The sequence below is a fragment of the Sphingomonas sp. SORGH_AS_0438 genome (assembly GCF_031453475.1).
Classification (GTDB): Bacteria; Pseudomonadota; Alphaproteobacteria; order Sphingomonadales; family Sphingomonadaceae; genus Sphingomonas.
The window spans coordinates 1-15,945 of the sequence record NZ_JAVIZS010000004.1 but is presented as its reverse complement, the minus strand read 5'-3'; the positions used below and the strand labels follow the sequence as shown (position 1 = coordinate 15,945).

Annotated in this window: 18 protein-coding genes and 1 riboswitch; of the genes, 12 read left to right on the top strand and 6 right to left on the bottom strand. The window is 64.6% G+C overall.

What is annotated here, in order from left to right:
• Positions 1-3 precede the first annotated feature (3 nt).
• From QE452_RS18825 to QE452_RS18810, 4 genes are read left to right on the top strand one after another with little or no spacing between them, the layout of a single operon-like run.
• The gene (locus QE452_RS18825) at positions 4-579 is read left to right on the top strand and encodes a recombinase family protein (RefSeq protein WP_309730752.1); all 576 of its coding nucleotides are present in this window, start codon (positions 4-6) and stop codon (positions 577-579) included.
• Entirely contained in the window at positions 576-2,357 is a 1,782-nt protein-coding gene (locus QE452_RS18820) for an Eco57I restriction-modification methylase domain-containing protein (RefSeq protein ID WP_309730750.1), read from the top strand. Before QE452_RS18825 ends, QE452_RS18820 begins: the two co-directional genes overlap by 4 nt.
• On the top strand, positions 2,354-3,433 hold the full coding sequence (locus QE452_RS18815; protein ID WP_309730747.1) for a BsuBI/PstI family type II restriction endonuclease: 1,080 nt from the start codon (positions 2,354-2,356) through the stop codon (positions 3,431-3,433). The genes QE452_RS18820 and QE452_RS18815 overlap by 4 nt, the downstream gene beginning before the upstream one ends.
• 53 nt (positions 3,434-3,486) lie before the next feature.
• Positions 3,487-3,621, top strand: coding sequence for a hypothetical protein (locus QE452_RS18810; RefSeq protein WP_309730744.1), 135 nt, complete (start codon positions 3,487-3,489; stop codon positions 3,619-3,621).
• A gap of 31 nt (positions 3,622-3,652) precedes the next feature.
• On the opposite strand, the gene QE452_RS18805 is transcribed toward QE452_RS18810, so the two are convergent.
• The 4 genes from QE452_RS18805 to QE452_RS18790 form a co-directional block, all read right to left on the bottom strand.
• Positions 3,653-4,351, bottom strand: coding sequence for a hypothetical protein (locus tag QE452_RS18805; protein WP_309730742.1), 699 nt, complete (start codon positions 4,349-4,351; stop codon positions 3,653-3,655).
• A gap of 50 nt (positions 4,352-4,401) precedes the next feature.
• The gene (locus QE452_RS18800; protein WP_309730739.1) at positions 4,402-4,785 is read right to left on the bottom strand and encodes a DUF2188 domain-containing protein; all 384 of its coding nucleotides are present in this window, start codon (positions 4,783-4,785) and stop codon (positions 4,402-4,404) included.
• Positions 4,786-5,114: 329 nt separating this feature from the next.
• Positions 5,115-5,567: a DUF190 domain-containing protein gene (locus tag QE452_RS18795; protein ID WP_204200589.1), complete on the bottom strand. Its 453-nt coding sequence runs from the start codon at positions 5,565-5,567 to the stop codon at positions 5,115-5,117.
• Positions 5,524-6,882 (bottom strand): voltage-gated chloride channel family protein, encoded by a 1,359-nt coding sequence (locus QE452_RS18790; RefSeq protein WP_007406263.1) that lies wholly within the window; start codon positions 6,880-6,882, stop codon positions 5,524-5,526. Before QE452_RS18790 ends, QE452_RS18795 begins: the two co-directional genes overlap by 44 nt.
• A gap of 23 nt (positions 6,883-6,905) precedes the next feature.
• Positions 6,906-6,982: riboswitch (Fluoride riboswitch) on the bottom strand.
• 163 nt (positions 6,983-7,145) lie between these two features.
• Here QE452_RS18790 and QE452_RS18785 point away from each other — a divergent pair.
• The 4 genes from QE452_RS18785 to QE452_RS18770 are packed head-to-tail and all read left to right on the top strand — an operon-like array spanning position 7,146 to position 10,230.
• Positions 7,146-7,511: a DUF305 domain-containing protein gene (locus QE452_RS18785; RefSeq protein WP_219994278.1), complete on the top strand. Its 366-nt coding sequence runs from the start codon at positions 7,146-7,148 to the stop codon at positions 7,509-7,511.
• Between the two features lies 1 nt (position 7,512).
• Entirely contained in the window at positions 7,513-8,952 is a 1,440-nt protein-coding gene (locus QE452_RS18780; RefSeq protein WP_007406255.1) for a YncE family protein, read from the top strand.
• Between the two features lies 1 nt (position 8,953).
• On the top strand, positions 8,954-9,463 hold the full coding sequence (locus tag QE452_RS18775; protein WP_007406239.1) for an RNA polymerase sigma factor: 510 nt from the start codon (positions 8,954-8,956) through the stop codon (positions 9,461-9,463).
• Positions 9,460-10,230, top strand: coding sequence for an anti-sigma factor (locus tag QE452_RS18770; RefSeq protein ID WP_007406229.1), 771 nt, complete (start codon positions 9,460-9,462; stop codon positions 10,228-10,230). The genes QE452_RS18775 and QE452_RS18770 overlap by 4 nt, the downstream gene beginning before the upstream one ends.
• 51 nt (positions 10,231-10,281) lie before the next feature.
• Here QE452_RS18770 and QE452_RS18765 read toward each other — a convergent pair whose 3' ends face one another.
• Complete coding sequence (locus tag QE452_RS18765; RefSeq protein WP_007406274.1) at positions 10,282-10,794, bottom strand: MgtC/SapB family protein; 513 nt, start codon at positions 10,792-10,794, stop codon at positions 10,282-10,284.
• Positions 10,791-11,858, bottom strand: a complete 1,068-nt coding sequence (locus QE452_RS18760) for a molybdopterin-dependent oxidoreductase (RefSeq protein WP_007406227.1) — start codon at positions 11,856-11,858, stop codon at positions 10,791-10,793. The genes QE452_RS18765 and QE452_RS18760 overlap by 4 nt, the downstream gene beginning before the upstream one ends.
• Positions 11,859-12,004: 146 nt before the next feature.
• Here QE452_RS18760 and QE452_RS18755 point away from each other — a divergent pair, with 146 nt between their 5' ends.
• The 4 genes from QE452_RS18755 to QE452_RS18740 all read left to right on the top strand — a co-directional run bounded on the left by QE452_RS18755 (position 12,005) and on the right by QE452_RS18740 (position 15,847).
• Positions 12,005-12,877, top strand: a complete 873-nt coding sequence (locus tag QE452_RS18755) for a LysR family transcriptional regulator (protein ID WP_007406272.1) — start codon at positions 12,005-12,007, stop codon at positions 12,875-12,877.
• The gene (locus QE452_RS18750) at positions 12,874-14,025 is read left to right on the top strand and encodes a TDT family transporter (protein WP_309730723.1); all 1,152 of its coding nucleotides are present in this window, start codon (positions 12,874-12,876) and stop codon (positions 14,023-14,025) included. Before QE452_RS18755 ends, QE452_RS18750 begins: the two co-directional genes overlap by 4 nt.
• A gap of 89 nt (positions 14,026-14,114) precedes the next feature.
• Positions 14,115-15,350 carry a molybdopterin-dependent oxidoreductase gene (locus tag QE452_RS18745; protein ID WP_007406293.1) on the top strand — a complete coding sequence of 412 codons (1,236 nt, stop codon included), beginning with the start codon at positions 14,115-14,117 and terminating at the stop codon, positions 15,348-15,350.
• Between the two features lie 14 nt (positions 15,351-15,364).
• Positions 15,365-15,847: a cytochrome c gene (locus QE452_RS18740; RefSeq protein ID WP_007406258.1), complete on the top strand. Its 483-nt coding sequence runs from the start codon at positions 15,365-15,367 to the stop codon at positions 15,845-15,847.
• Positions 15,848-15,945 lie beyond the last annotated feature (98 nt).

The following is a 15,945-nucleotide window of genomic DNA, read 5'->3' as shown; positions in this document are numbered from 1 at the left end:
ACGATGCAAATCGGCTATGCGCGGGTGTCCCGCGGTGATCATCAGGACCTAGCTGCCCAGCTCGCAGCGCTTACCGCAGCTGGGTGCGATCCGGTGTTCCAGGAAGAGGCTTCGGGCGGCCAGGCTGATCGGCCCGAGCTGACGAAAGCGATCAAGAGCCTGCAGCCGGGCGACGTGCTGGTGGTGTGGAAGCTCGATCGGCTGTCGCGTTCGCTGCGTGACCTCCTGTTCACCCTGGAGGCGGTTACCGCAGCCGGCGCCGGCTTCCGGTCGCTGACTGAGGCGGTGGATACCACGACGGCTGCAGGTCGGTTGATGATGCAGACCTTGGGCGCCTTCGCCGAGTTCGAGCGGGCTATGATCCGCGAGCGGACGATGAACGGTCTGGCACATGCCCGCAAAGCTGGTCGCCACTTAGGGCGACGGCCAAGCCTCACCGGCCAGCAGCGCGCCGAGATCATCACTAAGGCGGAATCTGGCCAGGGATCGCCTTCGCAGCTCGCCAGCCTGTTCCGTGTGTCGCGCTCGACCGTGCAGCGTGTTCTTCGCGAGCATCGCAACCGTTCGGCTGCCGCATGAGCCTCGCCCCCGCACTTCCGCGCAGCCTGCCTGCAGACCTTGAGGCGCAACGCTACGAGTTGGCGCGTGCGCGCCAGCTTGCGCGCGCATGGGCGGAAACGCTGCCCGAGCCGCGGCGTCGCGACATGGCGGCGCTGTTCACACGCATTGCGATCGACACCTACCAGGCGGAGGCCCGGCCTTACGCCAGGCTCAGCGCCCCTTTCGCCAAGCCCTATGGCCGCCTGGATCGCGCCGTTGCCGAGCTGGCGCAGGTGGTGGGCCGGGAGGCGGCCCCGCTGCCGATTGCCGAGGCGGCTTACTTCCTGACCGGCCTCTACACGACCTTGCTGCACGCCCGCGAGCGTGGCGCGCTCGGCGCCTTCTATACCCCGCCGGTGCTCGCGAACCGGCTCCTCGACATGGCCGAGGAGCAGGGGATCGACTGGACTCGCGCCCGTGTGCTCGACCCGGCGAGTGGTGGAGGTGCATTCCTGCTGCCCGCAGCCGAACGGATGGTCGCCGCCCTTCCGGCGGCTGAGCCGGCCATCGTCCTCCGGCAGATTGGTACACGTCTGGTCGGGCTGGAGCTGGACCCCTACGCGGCAGGCTTCGGTCAAAACGCGGTCGAGCTGCTGCTGGCGGACGTGACCGCGGCTGCAGGTCGGCTGGCTCCCGTCGTCGTGCGCGTCGCCGACACGCTGGAGGAGGCACCTGCAGCCCGCTTTGACCTGGTAATCGGTAATCCGCCCTATGGCCGCATCACCCTCACCCCCGAGCAGCGCCAGCGGTTTGCACGCAGCCTCTACGGCCATGCCAACCTTTATGGGGTGTTCACCGACATTGCCGTTCGCTGGGCTAAGAAGGGCGGCACGATCGCTTATCTGACCCCGACCAGCTTCCTCTCCGGCCATTATTATTCCGCTTTGCGCGAGCTGATCGCGAAGGAGGCGCCCCCGGTTGCGATCGACTTTGTGCACGCGCGCCGTGGCGTATTCGAGGACGTGCTGCAGGAGACGTTGCTCGCCGCCTATAAGCGCGGGGCCAAGGCCGTCCGCGCACAGGTCCATTATGTCGAGGTGGCGAACGAGCGTGAGGCGCGCGTCATCCGCAATGGCACGATCGGCTTGCCCTCCCCTGCCTCGCAGCCATGGCTGGCACCCCGCGAGCCGCGCCACAGCCCCCTGATCGCTGCGGCAGAGGCGATGCCGGCGAGGCTAGCCGATTGGGGTTACAGCGTATCGACCGGACCTTTGGTGTGGAACCGCTACAAGGATCAGATGCGCCTTCGCCCTGCCCGCGGTGTGCATCCGCTCATATGGGCGGAGGCGGTGTCGGCTGATGGCCACTTCGCGTTCCGGGCCGAGAAGCGCAACCACGCGCCTTACTTCAAGATCGAGCGCGGCGACGCCTGGCTGCTGGTCGAGGAAGCGTGCGTCCTCGTCCAGCGCACCACTGCCAAGGAACAGGCCCGCCGGTTGATCGCGGCCGAGCTGCCGGCCGAGTTCATCGTCCAGCATGGCGGGGTGGTGGTTGAGAACCACCTGAACATGGTGCGGCCGACTGCTCAGCCGGCAGTGTCGCCGGCGACAGTTGCGGCAGTGCTGAACAGCCGGATCGTGGACCAGCTCTTCCGCTGCATCAACGGTAGCGTCGCGGTGTCGGCCTTTGAGATGGAGGCACTTCCCCTCCCCTCCCCTGACGCGATGGGACAAGTGGAGGCGCTGGTCGCGCGAGGAGCTTGCAGCGCCGAGATCGAAGGCGAGCTGGCGCGGCTCTATGGGCAGGTCACGGCATGATGGCGATGCTCACCCGCGAGGAGGTCCATGCCCGGCTGCAGGCCATCTTCCCCGATGGCGCACCCAATCGCGCTTATCTGACCCGCATGCTCGCAGCGAGCACGGTGTTTGTCGCCCTTTACATCGACGCGATCGAGGGCGGCGGCACGTATCTTGGCCCCAAGCACGTCTACCGCATGACGGACGAGCAGGCGGCGCAGTTCGATGATGCGAGCCGTGCCGCCTACTCAGCCGGTGTGCTGCGTACCGGTGCCCAGATCGAGGGACGTCGCTGGTACCAGGACAACACCCGCGAGCCGATCCGCGACGAGACGTTGCGCGAGGGGCTGGTGGCAATCGGCGCCGTGACCGAGCGCACCGACCTTGCCACTACGTCGAGCAAACCGCGCTATGCCTTGAAGGCGAGCTTCGCCGGCTTGTTCGACCCTGCCCTCACCGGCGAGGCGCTGCAGGCCCGTATTGCGGCATGGCAGGCCGAAACCTTGAACAAGGGTGCGCTCGCCCGCTTAGCGATCGTCCGCCGCGGCGCCGGCGTTAGTACCGACCAAGTGCTCGTCACCTTCCCGAACGGAGAGACGCGCCGGATGAAGCCCGGCCCCAGCTCCGAGATCACCAAGGCGGTTGTGGAGGTGTTTGCGCCTGCCTTTCTCACTGATCCTGCTGTGGTGTTTCTTAGCGAGAGCGGAAACAAGGTGGTGGCGCGTGACGACGAGCTGGCGCGATCGATCGGCCTCGCCATCCAAGCCGACAAGAACCTGCCTGACACGATTTTGGTCGACCTTGGGCCGGCACACCCGTTGCTGGTTTTTGTGGAGGTGGTCGCAACCGATGGTCCGATCAGCCAACGCCGCAAGGAAGCGTTAGAGGAGCTAGTTGCCGAGGCGGCCTTCCCGGCCGAGCACGTTGCGTTCGTAACTGCCTACCTAGATCGCAGTGCCGGGCCGTTTAAGAAGACGGTCGATAGCCTCGCATGGGGCAGCTACGCTTGGTTTGCGGCTGAGCCGGACCGGTTGGTTGAGTTTAGTGGTAGTCCGCGTCCACTGCGGCGCGAAACAGGTAGGGAACAAATCAACTAATAGGGTGTTATCTGCTTTGCACCACCATATGGTGTAATGCTTGGAGCCTGACCATGGCGAAGAACGAGCACACGAGCGAGAAGGCTGGCAAGGCTGCTTCCAAGGTCTTGCGGGATGGCCGAACCGGCAAGAACTCAAAGACGGCGGCAGGCTCTGCCCTATCGCAACGTCCCGACAAGAAGAAGTGATTTGGGGAGGCCGGTTGGGACCGGCCTCCGATCACCTTGGATCGGCCTGAGCTTCGGGCAAAGGCGCCATAGCTGGCAGTACATGCTCCCCATCGCTTGGTGTGGCCGTTCTGTTAGGCTCCACTACAAGCGGAGCCGCCTCCTGCAGGCTCGCGACGTACTCCGTCGCCATCAAGTTGAAGTCGGCAAACAGAAGCTCTTCAGGAGTCATGTCCTTTTGAGCGCTAAGGAGCGGCAGCAATTCTTCGAAAGCGCGATATTCTCGTAAGATGGCTTGCCCGCCGCCCGCATGCACGCCGCCCGGTAAATGCCTGAGCCAGGCCGCTAGCTCTGATATGAGCTTATCAATATTTCCATCGTGAGAATGGATATCCTGACCCCCAATATCGGATATGTATCGCAAGTATCTGTATTGCTCGCGGTCAAAAACAATGCACTTCTTTCCAGCTTGGTCAGGGCGCCCAAGATGATGGGCCCCTAACCAAAGCCCCAGTTCAAGCGGCATATTAAAGCGAGGCAAGGGTGGGTCGCCTCCAGCTTCCGTTCGTGATATATCGTGAATACCATAACGGCATTCGCCTATGATCTTTATAATTTTGCCTAATCTATTCTCAGCGGCATCGTCTGTTTCCAAGGCGCAACGAGCCCTATAGCCCGATCGGACTACTGTGTAGACCATGGCATTGAATATTGGCTTATATTCCAGATCAAACGGACAGTTGATAAACACGTCTAGTGTCGTGTTCGCTTTCTTCCGTGATCCAGGGCGAGCGGCCGCCATCACGTCTCGCGCCAAGTGCCTTTTTTGGCACCTGGCGACTTCCGGACACGTTTAGCTATCGGGGATTGGCCGGGATCAAGTTCCCTTGCTCTCTCAATGGCTTGGGCCTGAGTGTCCTTTACAGCGCTAGCACGTTTAGCGCCCTTCTTCTTCACTTCAAAGCGGCCATCCTCGCGCTTCTGCACCCTAAGAGCATCGCTATCCCTCAACGGCTTATCTTTCGAATTGGCCGCTTGACTTGTCGCCTTTGCAATAGCACGCCGTACTTCTGCGGCGGTAAACGTCTTAGACTTTGTCTTAGGGGCAAGCACCTTAACCCCGTCGTACGTCTTGCCAACGGTTTTATAGCCGGGTGTTGATTTTGAGCGAGGGGACTTGGCCACTGCTCAATCCTCAAAGGGGGTCAAGAGAACCGGTCTGGATGCCATTTGGTACATGCTAACCAGCGGCACCCGTATTGTCATCACGAATGGCGCCTGATCCGCACCTGATTATCGCGACAGCGGCAGATCAGAGGAAAGCGCAAGCCATGCCGCTGTCGCGAAACTCAGGACATTAGCGACGAACCAGCCGTCCCATTTCTCCGTCGTACCCGGTGGGTTTTGGGAAAGAGCAATCGGGAACAGGTTTTGGGAATGCAGGGAGCGGCAGCGCTCAACGGCTCACTGCCGCCCTGCCCTTCTCGCCTCAGCTTCCTTTACGGGAACGCCGATCAGGCTCTGGTTAGCTCAGTTTTGCGCGTGATAGTCCAATGCTCCAGTCGTTTGTAGACGATCACCTTGTCGCCGATCAGATCTCCATGCCGGCGACAGAAGAGGTCGAGCTGATCGCGATCGCCGACCAGTTCGACACAGATCGTCAGATGCGGATCGGCAATTTCCGAGCCGTTCTCCCGGATCGGTTCGTGATTGCTGAAGCCGTAATGGGTATTTTGCGCGACGGCGTTGATGATGCCGTCCGCCTTCGCGGTGCGAATCAGCTCGCGATAGAGCGGCTTTGCCCCCCAGAAGCGACGCGGGCCGATCTTGTCGGACGGTTTCAGATAGATGCGCAGCATCCCGACTTCGCGGTGATGGACGGTGAAACGATTGGGCATGACGGGCTTTCGACAGGAAACAGGATCAGGCGCGCGTGCGCCGGCGAGAAGCGCGGTGCGTGCGGGCATCGCGCAGGGTCGCGTCGGGTGTGAGGTGTGCGGCAGGTACCTTTGGCACAGCGACGCGCTGCGACAGGTAGATGCCGTTGTGGCCTGAGCAGAGGTAGGCGACGAAGCACGCGACTGCGATCGGCACCGTATAGGCCGCGCCGAACAACTCGATCCCCATGAACGTGCAAGCCAGCGGTGTGTTGGCCGCGCCCGCGAACAGCGCGACGAAGCCGATCGCTGCGAATAGCCCCGACGGTACTCCGAACATCGGCGCGAGCGCATTGCCGAGCGCCGCGCCGATAAAGAACAGCGGCGTGACCTCGCCCCCCTTGAAGCCCGCGCTCAGGGTCACGACGGTAAAGAGCAGCTTCAGCGCCCAGCTCCACGAGTGCGTATCGGGACCAAAGAAGCTGGCGATGGTCAGGCTGTCCGGTGTCGCGGCGAGCGTACCCAGGCCAAGATAGTCGCGGGTTCCGAGCAGCCAGACCAGCGCAATCACGGCCAGCCCGCCGATAACGGGTCGTAGTGGGCCATAGGGGATCACGCGCTTCAACCATCCGCCCAGCGCGTGATTGGCCTCGGCAAAGGTCAGCCCGGTCAGACCGAAGGCAATGCCGGCGACACCGGCCTTGGCGACGAGCAGCGCGTCGACCGGCACCAGCGCATCGACATGGTAGACGCCGTGATGAATGCCCCAGGCAAGACAGGTCCAGTCACCGACCAGCGCCGCGACCAGGCATGGCACCAGCGCGCGATACTCGACCCGACCGATCGCCAGCACCTCCAGTGCAAAGACCGCGCCCGCAATCGGCGTCCCGAAGACCGCGCCGAACCCAGCCGCGATCCCGGTCATAAGGAGGGTGCGTGTCGCTTCCGCATCCAATCTGAGCGCGCGTCCAAACCCGCTGGCAAGACTGCCGCCCAACTGCACGGCGGTGCCTTCACGTCCCGCCGATCCCCCGAACAGATGTGTCACGACCGTGCCGAAGAAGATGAGCGGAGCCATGCGCAGCGGCACGCCGCCCCCCGGTTCGTGGATTTGCTCGACGATGAGGTTGTTGCCGCCTTCGACCGAGCGCCCTGTCAGATGGTAGAGCAGTCCGACCACGAACCCGCCGATCGGCAGCAGGTAGAGCAGCCAGGGAAAGGCGAAGCGAAGCCGGGTTACGGCGTCGAGGCTCCGCAGGAATGCCGCGCAGAGCGTTCCCACCGCTGCGGCCATCGGGACCAGGATCAAAGCCCACCGCAGTACCGACGTGGCATGGGTGCGGCGATCGCGAATGAACGCTGCCATGTTGAACTGGTCATAGAGATTGCGAAATGTCGCGCGCACGATTCCTCCTTGCTGCCTTGCGGCGCCTGGTAGGAATCATCGGCCCTTGCGAGGGCGGTTCGACCGAATGGCCCGGCGGAAATCCATCGCCGTGCCTGCGCATATGCTGTCCGACCGCGACCCGGTCAACCAACCGCAGAAGCATGAGACTATCGTTTTGGTGAGGACCGATAAAATGGCTTTGGCCACGGAATAAACCCCGACGAGCATCGTCTACGCTTTCGAGACCGATGCGCTGGAGGCTTATGCGTAGACGAGATTGGATGCTGGGTCTGACGGCTTCGGCCCTACTTACCGGCGCAGTCGCGGCCGCCCCCGCCGATGGCTACGCTACCATGATGTCTGTCGCGATGGACCGGATGATGGCGGGCATGATGGTCAAGCCGTCCGGTGACGTCGACCGCGACTTCGTGGCGATGATGCTTCCGCATCATCAGGGTGCCATCGATATGGCGGTGGCGGAGCTGCGCTACGGCCATAACGAGCAGCTCAAGCGCATCGCGCAGGAAATCATCATCGATCAGCAGCAGGAGATCGCCGCCATGAAGCTGGCGATCGGCCAGCCGCTACCGCCTTCGACGCCAGCCCCGACGCAGGGCGGCGACCACCATAGCCCTATGGAGCACTGACATGATCCGGACCATCCTGCGCTCGGCCGCCTTGCTGATGAGCGCCGCACCGGGCCTCGCCATGGCCCAGCAGGCGCCGTGGAACGCTAAGGACATGCCCGTCAGCCACCGCGACCGCGTCTATGCGTCTGAACAATTCTCCAACACGGTGTCGGTGACCGACCCGGCCGACAACCGGCTGCTCGGCGTCATCAAACTCGGCGATCCCCAGCCGATGAACTTCTCCCCGCTCTACAAGGGACAGGTGCTGGTTCACGGCCTGGGCTTCTCGCCGGACGGGAAGACCTTGGCGGTCGTGTCGATCGGATCGAACGCCGTGTCGTGGATCGACACCGCCACCAACACCGTCAAGCACACGACCTATGTCGGGCGCAGTCCGCACGAGGCGTTCTTCACGCCGGACGGCAAGGAGGTGTGGGTCACGGTCCGCGGCGAGGATTATATCGCCGTGCTCGACCCCACGACGTACAAGGAGACGGGGCGCATCAAGACGCCCGGTGGTCCGGGCATGACGATCTTCTCTCCCGATGGCCGGTACGGCTATGTCTGCTCTTCGTTCAATCCGGTATTGGCTGTGTTCGATGTCGCGACCCACGCGCAGGTCGGACAGGTGGCGCAGCCAAGCCCCTTCTGCCCCAACATCGCCGCGACGCCGGACGGCAAGCAAGTGTGGTTTACGCTGAAGGACATCGGCAAGACGGTCGCATTCGATGCTCGGCCACCCTTCGCGATCCTGAAGGTGCTGGATACCGGGCCTATCACGAACCATGTCAATTTCGCCCGCACGGCCAAGGGGCAGTTCGCGTATGTGACGGTCGGCGGAGAGAATGTGGTCAAGGTGTTCCGCACGTCCGACTTCACGCCGGTGGCAACAATTCCGGTCGGCAAGATGCCGCACGGTGTTTGGCCATCGGGCGACGGCCGGCGCGTTTATGTCGGGCTAGAGAATTCCGATGAGCTGGCCGCGATCGACACCGCCGGCAACACGGTCGTCGCTACCGTGCCGGTCGGACAGGCACCGCAGGCGATCGCCTATGTGTCGAACGCAGTTCCGACAGGCCCCGGCACCGACAATCTCCAGCCGCTCGGCACAGCGGGCAAGGCGCTGCATCTGACCATGGGGCCGATTGGCGGCAAAGGTACGGCAAGCAGCATCACCCTCTTCGACCAGGGCATCATTCAGGTCGTGCAGAGTGCCGTTACCGGTTTGCAGCCCAAGAAGCCTTACATGCTCGTACTGACCGCCAATGCGGACGGCAGCGGCGCTGTAGAGCCGCTTGCGAACTTCATGAGCAACCCGGCAGGTGCGGCGATCGTCAACGCATCGGGTCCGATCCGCCAGATCGTTCAGGGCAGCACCGCGACACCCCGGCGCTTTCTGGCGGTTGCGGAGGTGGTGAACGGCGCGCCGGGGCGCATCGTGCAGGTGCAGCGCGACTGAGATGGACCCGCTTGCCGCCGCGATCGAACCGCTGATCCCCGGGCTGCGCCGCTATGCCCGGTCGTGGTTGCGCGACCGGGTGATGGCGGATGACGTGGTGCAGGATTGCCTGGAGCGCGCGGTCGGGCGCTGGCGACAGCGACGGGGTGCGGAGGTCCGCCCGTGGGTCTATGCGATCCTGCACAATTTGTTGGTCGATCATCAGCGGCAGCATAGCCGGCGAGGTACGGCGGTTCCGCTCCACCTCGTGGACGACGCCGCGCTCGGCCGCCCGGCCGATCAGGACACAGGCCTGCACCACCGCGACCTGCTGCGCGCGCTTGATGCGTTGCCTGAAGAACAGCGAACGGTGCTGCTCCTGGTCTCGGTCGAGGGCCTGCCCTATGCGGAGGTCGCTGCCGTAGTCGGCGTGCCGCTGGGCACGGTAATGTCGCGCATATCGCGGGGGCGCGACCGTCTGGCGACCCTCCTCCGGGAGGGTGAACGGCCGCGATTGAGGAGCGTGCAATGACCAGCCCGATCGGCGAGGACGATCTGGCCGCATGGATCGATGGCAGGCTGTCGCCCGAGCGGCAGCGCCTGGTCGACGCCTATCTTGAAGGCCAGCCGGACGTGCATGCCCGTGTGCGAGAGCAGGCGGAGCAGGCGCGAGCCCTTGCATCCCTGTTCGCCCCCGTCGCGGATGAACCGATCCCGGCGACGATGCGCGTGGCAGCGATCAGGGGACGGCAACGGCAACCGCGTTGGCAGCTCGCCATCGCCGCGTCACTTCTGCTGGCGTTGGGGTTTGGCGGTGGCTGGTCGAGCGCGCGGTGGAGCGGCGAACCCCGCGCGGGCATCGCGGCGCTGGCCAACGAGGCGAGTGATAATTTCCGTGTCTATGCCGCCGACCGGATACGACCGGCGGAGATCGGCCCCGACCAGCGCGCCATGCTGATCCGATGGACCTCCGCTCGATTGGGTGAGCGCGTCACGATCCCGGACCTCAGCACGGCCGGCTATCGCTATGGCGGGGGGCGACTGGTCGCGACGCCCCACGGCCCTGCGGCACTGCTCCTCTACGACGGACCGCAAGCGTCGAAACTTGCGGTGCTGACGAGGCCCATGCAGATCGACAAGACCGCGAGCATGACCAGCACGTCCAGCGGGACCATGGGCCGGGTCACATGGGCGGTCGACGGGATCGGCTATAGTGTGGTGGGCGAGCGACCCGCGGCCGAACTGCATCCGATCGCCGATGAAGTCCGGCGTCAGGCAGATGCCGCGCTTGTGTCCTGATAGCGCCTTGCCGCCTCCCGGCGCCGACGGGCACCGGGCGGTCCAGCGCGATCACGGCTTGCGCTCGACATCCTTCCTGTCGGTCTCGGCCGGCGTCAGACGGGCTCGCTCGCGGATGCGGCGTTCCAGCGGCGCGCCGACGAACAGGACGAGCATTGCAAGGCTCACCCCGCCGATGATGAGCGGCCACACCGCCAACCCTGCTGCCGCGCCGATCGTGGCTGTCACCCAGATGCACGCGGCGGTCGCCAATCCATGCACTTCCTGACCCTGGCCGACCCGCAGCACCGCACCGGCACCGATGAAGCCGACGCCGGACAGAATGCCCTGCATCGCCCGTCCTGCGGCATCGGCGTTCACGTTCGGCAAGCCACTATGCACGATCGCCTGAACGGCGATGCAACTCGCCAGACCGACCAGACCCAGCGTCCGCAGGCCCATGATCTGCCGGTTCTCACGCGAGCGTTCCCAGCCGAGCACCATCCCGGCCGCGGTCGCCACCACCAGCCGGCCAATCGCATCGATCCAGAAAGCGACGTCCGGTGCCGCTGATGCTTCGATCATTCGACCAGCACGTGAACGTGATGCCAGGCGGTGCACAGATAGCCGGCGAAATTCCACATCGTATCCGGCCGCTCGGGCTGTCCCTGCCCGGTCTCGTCGAAGGCACGGGCGACAAGGTGCTGGCGTCCCTTGGCAAGTGTGGCGTCAAGGATCCAGCGCCGCCAGCCCCAGCGCGTCTCCGGATCATCGGCGAAGGTCGCCTGTTGCCAGTCGCGACCGCCGTTCACCGACACTTCGATCCGAGAAATACGGCGGTCATAGGCAATGGCATATCCCTCAATCCGCACCTCTCCGGCGGCCAAACTCTCGCCCGCACCGGGCGAGCAGATCGCGGCGTTGAGCGGCATGGCATTGATCGTCAGACCCTGGCTCCAGTCGACGGTGTCGCTCGTCACAGCGGCGGGGAAGAGCTTGTAGTCGTGCGCCTGGATCGGTGCCTCGGAGGGCGTTTCACGCACCTCGATCCGTGTCAGCCATTTGGCGCTGCGGACCCCGGCATAGCCAGGCACCACCATGCGGAGCGGGGCGCCATGTTCGGGCGTCAGCGGCTCGCCATTCATCGCCCAGGCGAGGAGTACGTCGGGCTCCCGCGCCTTGCTCATGGCGATCGATACCCCGAACAAGGCTTCTTCACCCTCCACGTCCACCTCGTCCGCGCCGGTGAACGCCACGAACAGCTCGGACGCATCCGGCGCGCCGACCGCATCGAGCACATCGGCCAAGCGTACGCCGGTCCACTCCGCATTGCCGATCGCGCCTACGTCCCACGGATCGCCGGAGGTGTTGGCGACCTGCTGGAGATCGGTACGCCGGTTGCCGGCGCACTGGAGAACCGCCGTTACCGTGCGCGTGGCAAACGTGCTCTTCAGTTCCTGCACCGAGAAGAAGCGGCTCGCCATGCCCCTCCCGCTCACCTCGATCCGATGATTGGCGGGCAGATCCGGCACCGGCCCGTGGCTGCGCACGTAGAACAGCGCCTGCGGCGTCAGAAACCGCTCGATCAACGCACCGGGCGTCGGCTCGGCATTGTAGGGATCAGAACTGCGCTCGATCATATCGGTCATGGACGATCAAACGTCGCGGGCACGCGTAACGCTTCAAGTCTTCGAGACCATCGCAGACGAAAGGCTGCCGACCATTCCGATATCCAGATTGGAATGACCATATCAAACGGTTGGTCGTATCGATCTAAGTACGCGATATATGCTGCATGACTTTGGAGCAGCTCAGAATATTCGTCGGTGTCGCGGAGCGCGAACACGTCACCAAGGCAGCGGAGGCGCTGAACGTCACGCAGTCTGCTGCCTCCGGGGCGGTTGCGGCCCTCGAAGCGCGCTACGGCGTTCCGCTGTTCCACCGCGTCGGGCGTGGCATCCAGCTTACCGAGGCAGGCCGCGGCTTTCTGGAGGAAGCGCGCGCGGTGCTGGGGCGGGCAGCGCATGCCGAGACGATGCTCGCGGACTATGCCGGGCTCGCGCGTGGTTCGTTGCGGATCGTCGCCAGCCAGACGATCGCGAGCTATTGGTTGCCGGCAAAGCTCGCCGCCTTCCACGAACGCCACCCACAGATCGCGGTCGAGCTGGCGATCGACAACACCGAAGGCGCGGCAGCGCAGGTGTTGAGCGGCGCGGCGGAACTCGGCTTTGTCGAGGGCGAGGTGGACGAACCGGCGCTTGCCCACTGGAATGTCGGGCATGACCCAATGGTGCTGGTCGGCCGCGAGGAAGCCGAACGCATCGACGAGGCCTGGCTGCGCACTACACGCTGGATCGTCCGTGAGCAGGGATCGGGTACGCGCTCGACTTTCGAGGACGTGCTGCGAACGCGCGGGTTTGATCCGGCCCAGCTGACGATAGCGATGACGCTGCCGTCCAACGAGGCGGTGCGCACCGCCGTTGAGGCCGGTGCCGGCGTTGCCGTCTTGTCGCGATTGGTCGTCGCGCGCGCGCTCAAGGCTGGCGATCTCGTCGAGCTGCCGCTCGGGCTGCCCGACCGCGCCTTTCACGCGCTGCGCCACAAGGAACGCTATCGCACCCGCGCGGCCGACGCGCTGACGGATCTCATCAAGGAGCAGGTCGCATGACTGCCGACACGCACTCCGTTCTCAGCGGCCTCAAGCCGCTCAGCCGGCTCGATCACCCCCGCGAGATGATCCGCCAGTTCACGCCCAACTGGTTCGCCGCGACGATGGGCACGGGCATCCTTGCCCTCGCGCTGCCGCAGGTGCCCGGCATCGGGCCTTCGCTTAAACCTATCGGCGAGGTGTTGTGGTTCTTCAATATCGCGCTCTTCGCGCTGTTCGCCGGCCTCTATGGCGCGCGCTGGGTGATGTTCGGGCACGAGGCGCGGCGCATCTTCGGGCACAACACCGTGTCGATGTTCATCGGGACCATTCCGATGGGGCTGGCGACGATCATCAACGGCTGTCTCGCCTTCGGCATCGCGCGGTTCGGAAATGGCATCGTGCCGGTCGCGCATATCCTGTGGTGGATCGACGTCGCCATGTCGCTCGCCTGCGGCGTGCTGATCCCCTACCTGATGTTTACCCGCCACGAGCACAGCCTGGACGGCATGACCGCCGTATGGCTGCTGCCGGTCGTCGCTGCCGAAGTGGCGGGCGCCAGCGGCGGGCTGCTCGCGCCGCATCTAACCGATCCCCACGCGCAGATAGTGACGCTCGCGACCTCCTATGTGCTGTGGGCCTATTCGGTGCCGGTCGCGTTTGGCATCCTCGCCATCCTCATCCTGCGCATGGCACTCCACAAGTTGCCGCATGAAAGCATGGCGGCATCTTCCTGGCTGGCGCTGGGGCCGATCGGCACGGGTGCTCTGGGCATGCTGGTGCTCGGCGCGGATGCGCCGGCGATCCTCACCGCGCACGGGCTAGCCGGCGTCGGCACCGTCGCGCAGGGGATCGGCGTTGTCGCCGGGCTCTGCCTTTGGGGTTTCGGCCTGTGGTGGCTGGCGCTCGCGACGCTTATCACCATCCGCTACTGGCGCGCGGGCGTGCCGTTCAACCTCGGCTGGTGGGGCTACACCTTCCCGCTCGGCGTCTACACCGTCGCCACCTTCCGCCTCGGCACGACGCTGAACCTTATGTTTTTCGGTATCGTCGGCACGGTGCTGACGGTTGCGCTCGCGGCGATGTGGCTGCTGGTCGGTGCCAAGACGCTAGCCGGTGCATGGCGGGGCAACCTGTTCGTCTCGCCCTGCATCGCCACCCCGAACTGATCCGCCATGATGATCGGATCAGTCGGTCCGATCACTTGCAGAATGCCCCTTTGATCCGCCAGCGTGACTGGCCACAGGAGAGCCTTGTCATGGACAATTTCGACGCCGGGCTGGCGAGTGAGACCAGCCGTCGCCGCTTCCTCAGCCATGCCGCGCTCGGCACCGCCGGCCTTGCCGCCGCGCCGGCACTGGCGCAGCAGCTCGTCGACCTGAAGCTGCCCGGCGGCAATGCCGAGCGGCCGATGACCAGCGCCTTTCCCGGCAAGGGCAGCATGATCCTCCAGCGCGTCCATCCACCCTTGCTGGAGACGCCGATGGAGGTCTTCGACAAGTCGGTGTTCACGCCCAACGACCAGTTCTTCGTCCGCTGGCACTGGGCCGACATACCGACCTCGATCGACGTCGAAAGTTTCCGCCTCAACGTCTTCGGCCACGTCAATCGGCCGCTGTCGATCAGCCTCGCTCAGCTGCTGCGCCTTCCACGGGTCGAGATGGCGGCGGTGAACCAGTGCTCGGGCAACAGCCGCGGGCTGTTCCAGCCGCGCGTCGCCGGCGCGCAATGGGGCAATGGCGCGATGGGCAACGCCAAGTGGCTCGGCGTTCGCCTGCGCGACGTGCTCGACCTCGCCGGGGTCAAGGCAGGCGCGGTGCAGGTGCGCTTCGGCGCTCTCGATCAGCCGGTCGTGGCGGGCGCTCCTGACTTCGAGAAGGCACTCGACATCGACCATGCCCGCGACGGCGAGGTCATGATCGCCTTCGGCATGAACGGCGAGCAACTGCCGCTCCTCAACGGCTTTCCCTGCCGGCTGATCGTGCCGGGCTGGTACTCGACCTATTGGGTCAAGATGCTGAACGCGATCGAGGTACTGCCCGGCCCTGACGACCAGTATTGGATGGCCAAGGCCTACAAGATCCCCGCGACACCCGGCGCGAATGTCGCGCCCGGTGCCAAGGACTTCCCGACCGTACCGATCAATCGCATGATCCCGCGTAGCTGGATGACCAGCCTGCCCGATGGTCAGGCGATCGCCTATGAAGCGTCGATCCCGGTCGGCGGCATCGCAATGGGCGGCGATTGCGGCGTCGCCAAGGTCGATGTGTCGTCGGACGGTGGCCGCACCTGGTACAGGACGACGCTCGGAGCGGACGAGGGCAGGTACAGCTTCCGGCGCTGGGACGGGCGGGTGCCGCTGAGACGCGGGCCTAACCCCATCATGGTGCGCTGCTGGAACACCAACGGTGTCGCTCAGCCGATGAAGCCGATCTGGAATCCCGGCGGGTTCATGCGCGGCAACATTGAAACCACCACCATCATCGCGGCCTGAGGAGCGAGCAAATCATGAAGACTCCGTCTCCCGGCATGATGGCTGCTGGCCTGATCGGCCTGACCGGCATCATCCTCGTCTCGATCGGCGCGCCGAGCAGCCGCAAGGCGCCCGTTCCGATCTCCGAGATGTCTGAGCCGGCACCGGCCGCCAGCGTGTCAGCGCGCGGCTTCTCGCTTGCCTCGACCAGCGTCGACCTGCCGGCCGACGACGCGACCTACCCCGACGGTCCGCACGCCGACGTCATCAATGCCAATTGCACCTCGTGCCACTCAGCCAGCATGGCGCTGACCCAGCCTGCGCTATCGGCGGATCAGTGGAAGGCGACCGTCACCAAGATGCGTGAGGTGTATAAGGCGCCAGTGGCCGAGAAGGACGTCGATGCGATCGTTGCTTATCTCACCGCTATGCCGAGCCAGAAGGTGGCACCCGCGACCGGCAAGGCGCAGGACCCGGACCCCAAAGTGGCTCCTGATGTCTCAGGTGGAACCGGCTAACCGATCTACTTCCATAATCCCGAAATACCATCCCAATCGGGACCAAATTTGCAGCTTAATCGCTTAGTGGCTTAATCGCCTATAATTGTGGTTGGTCC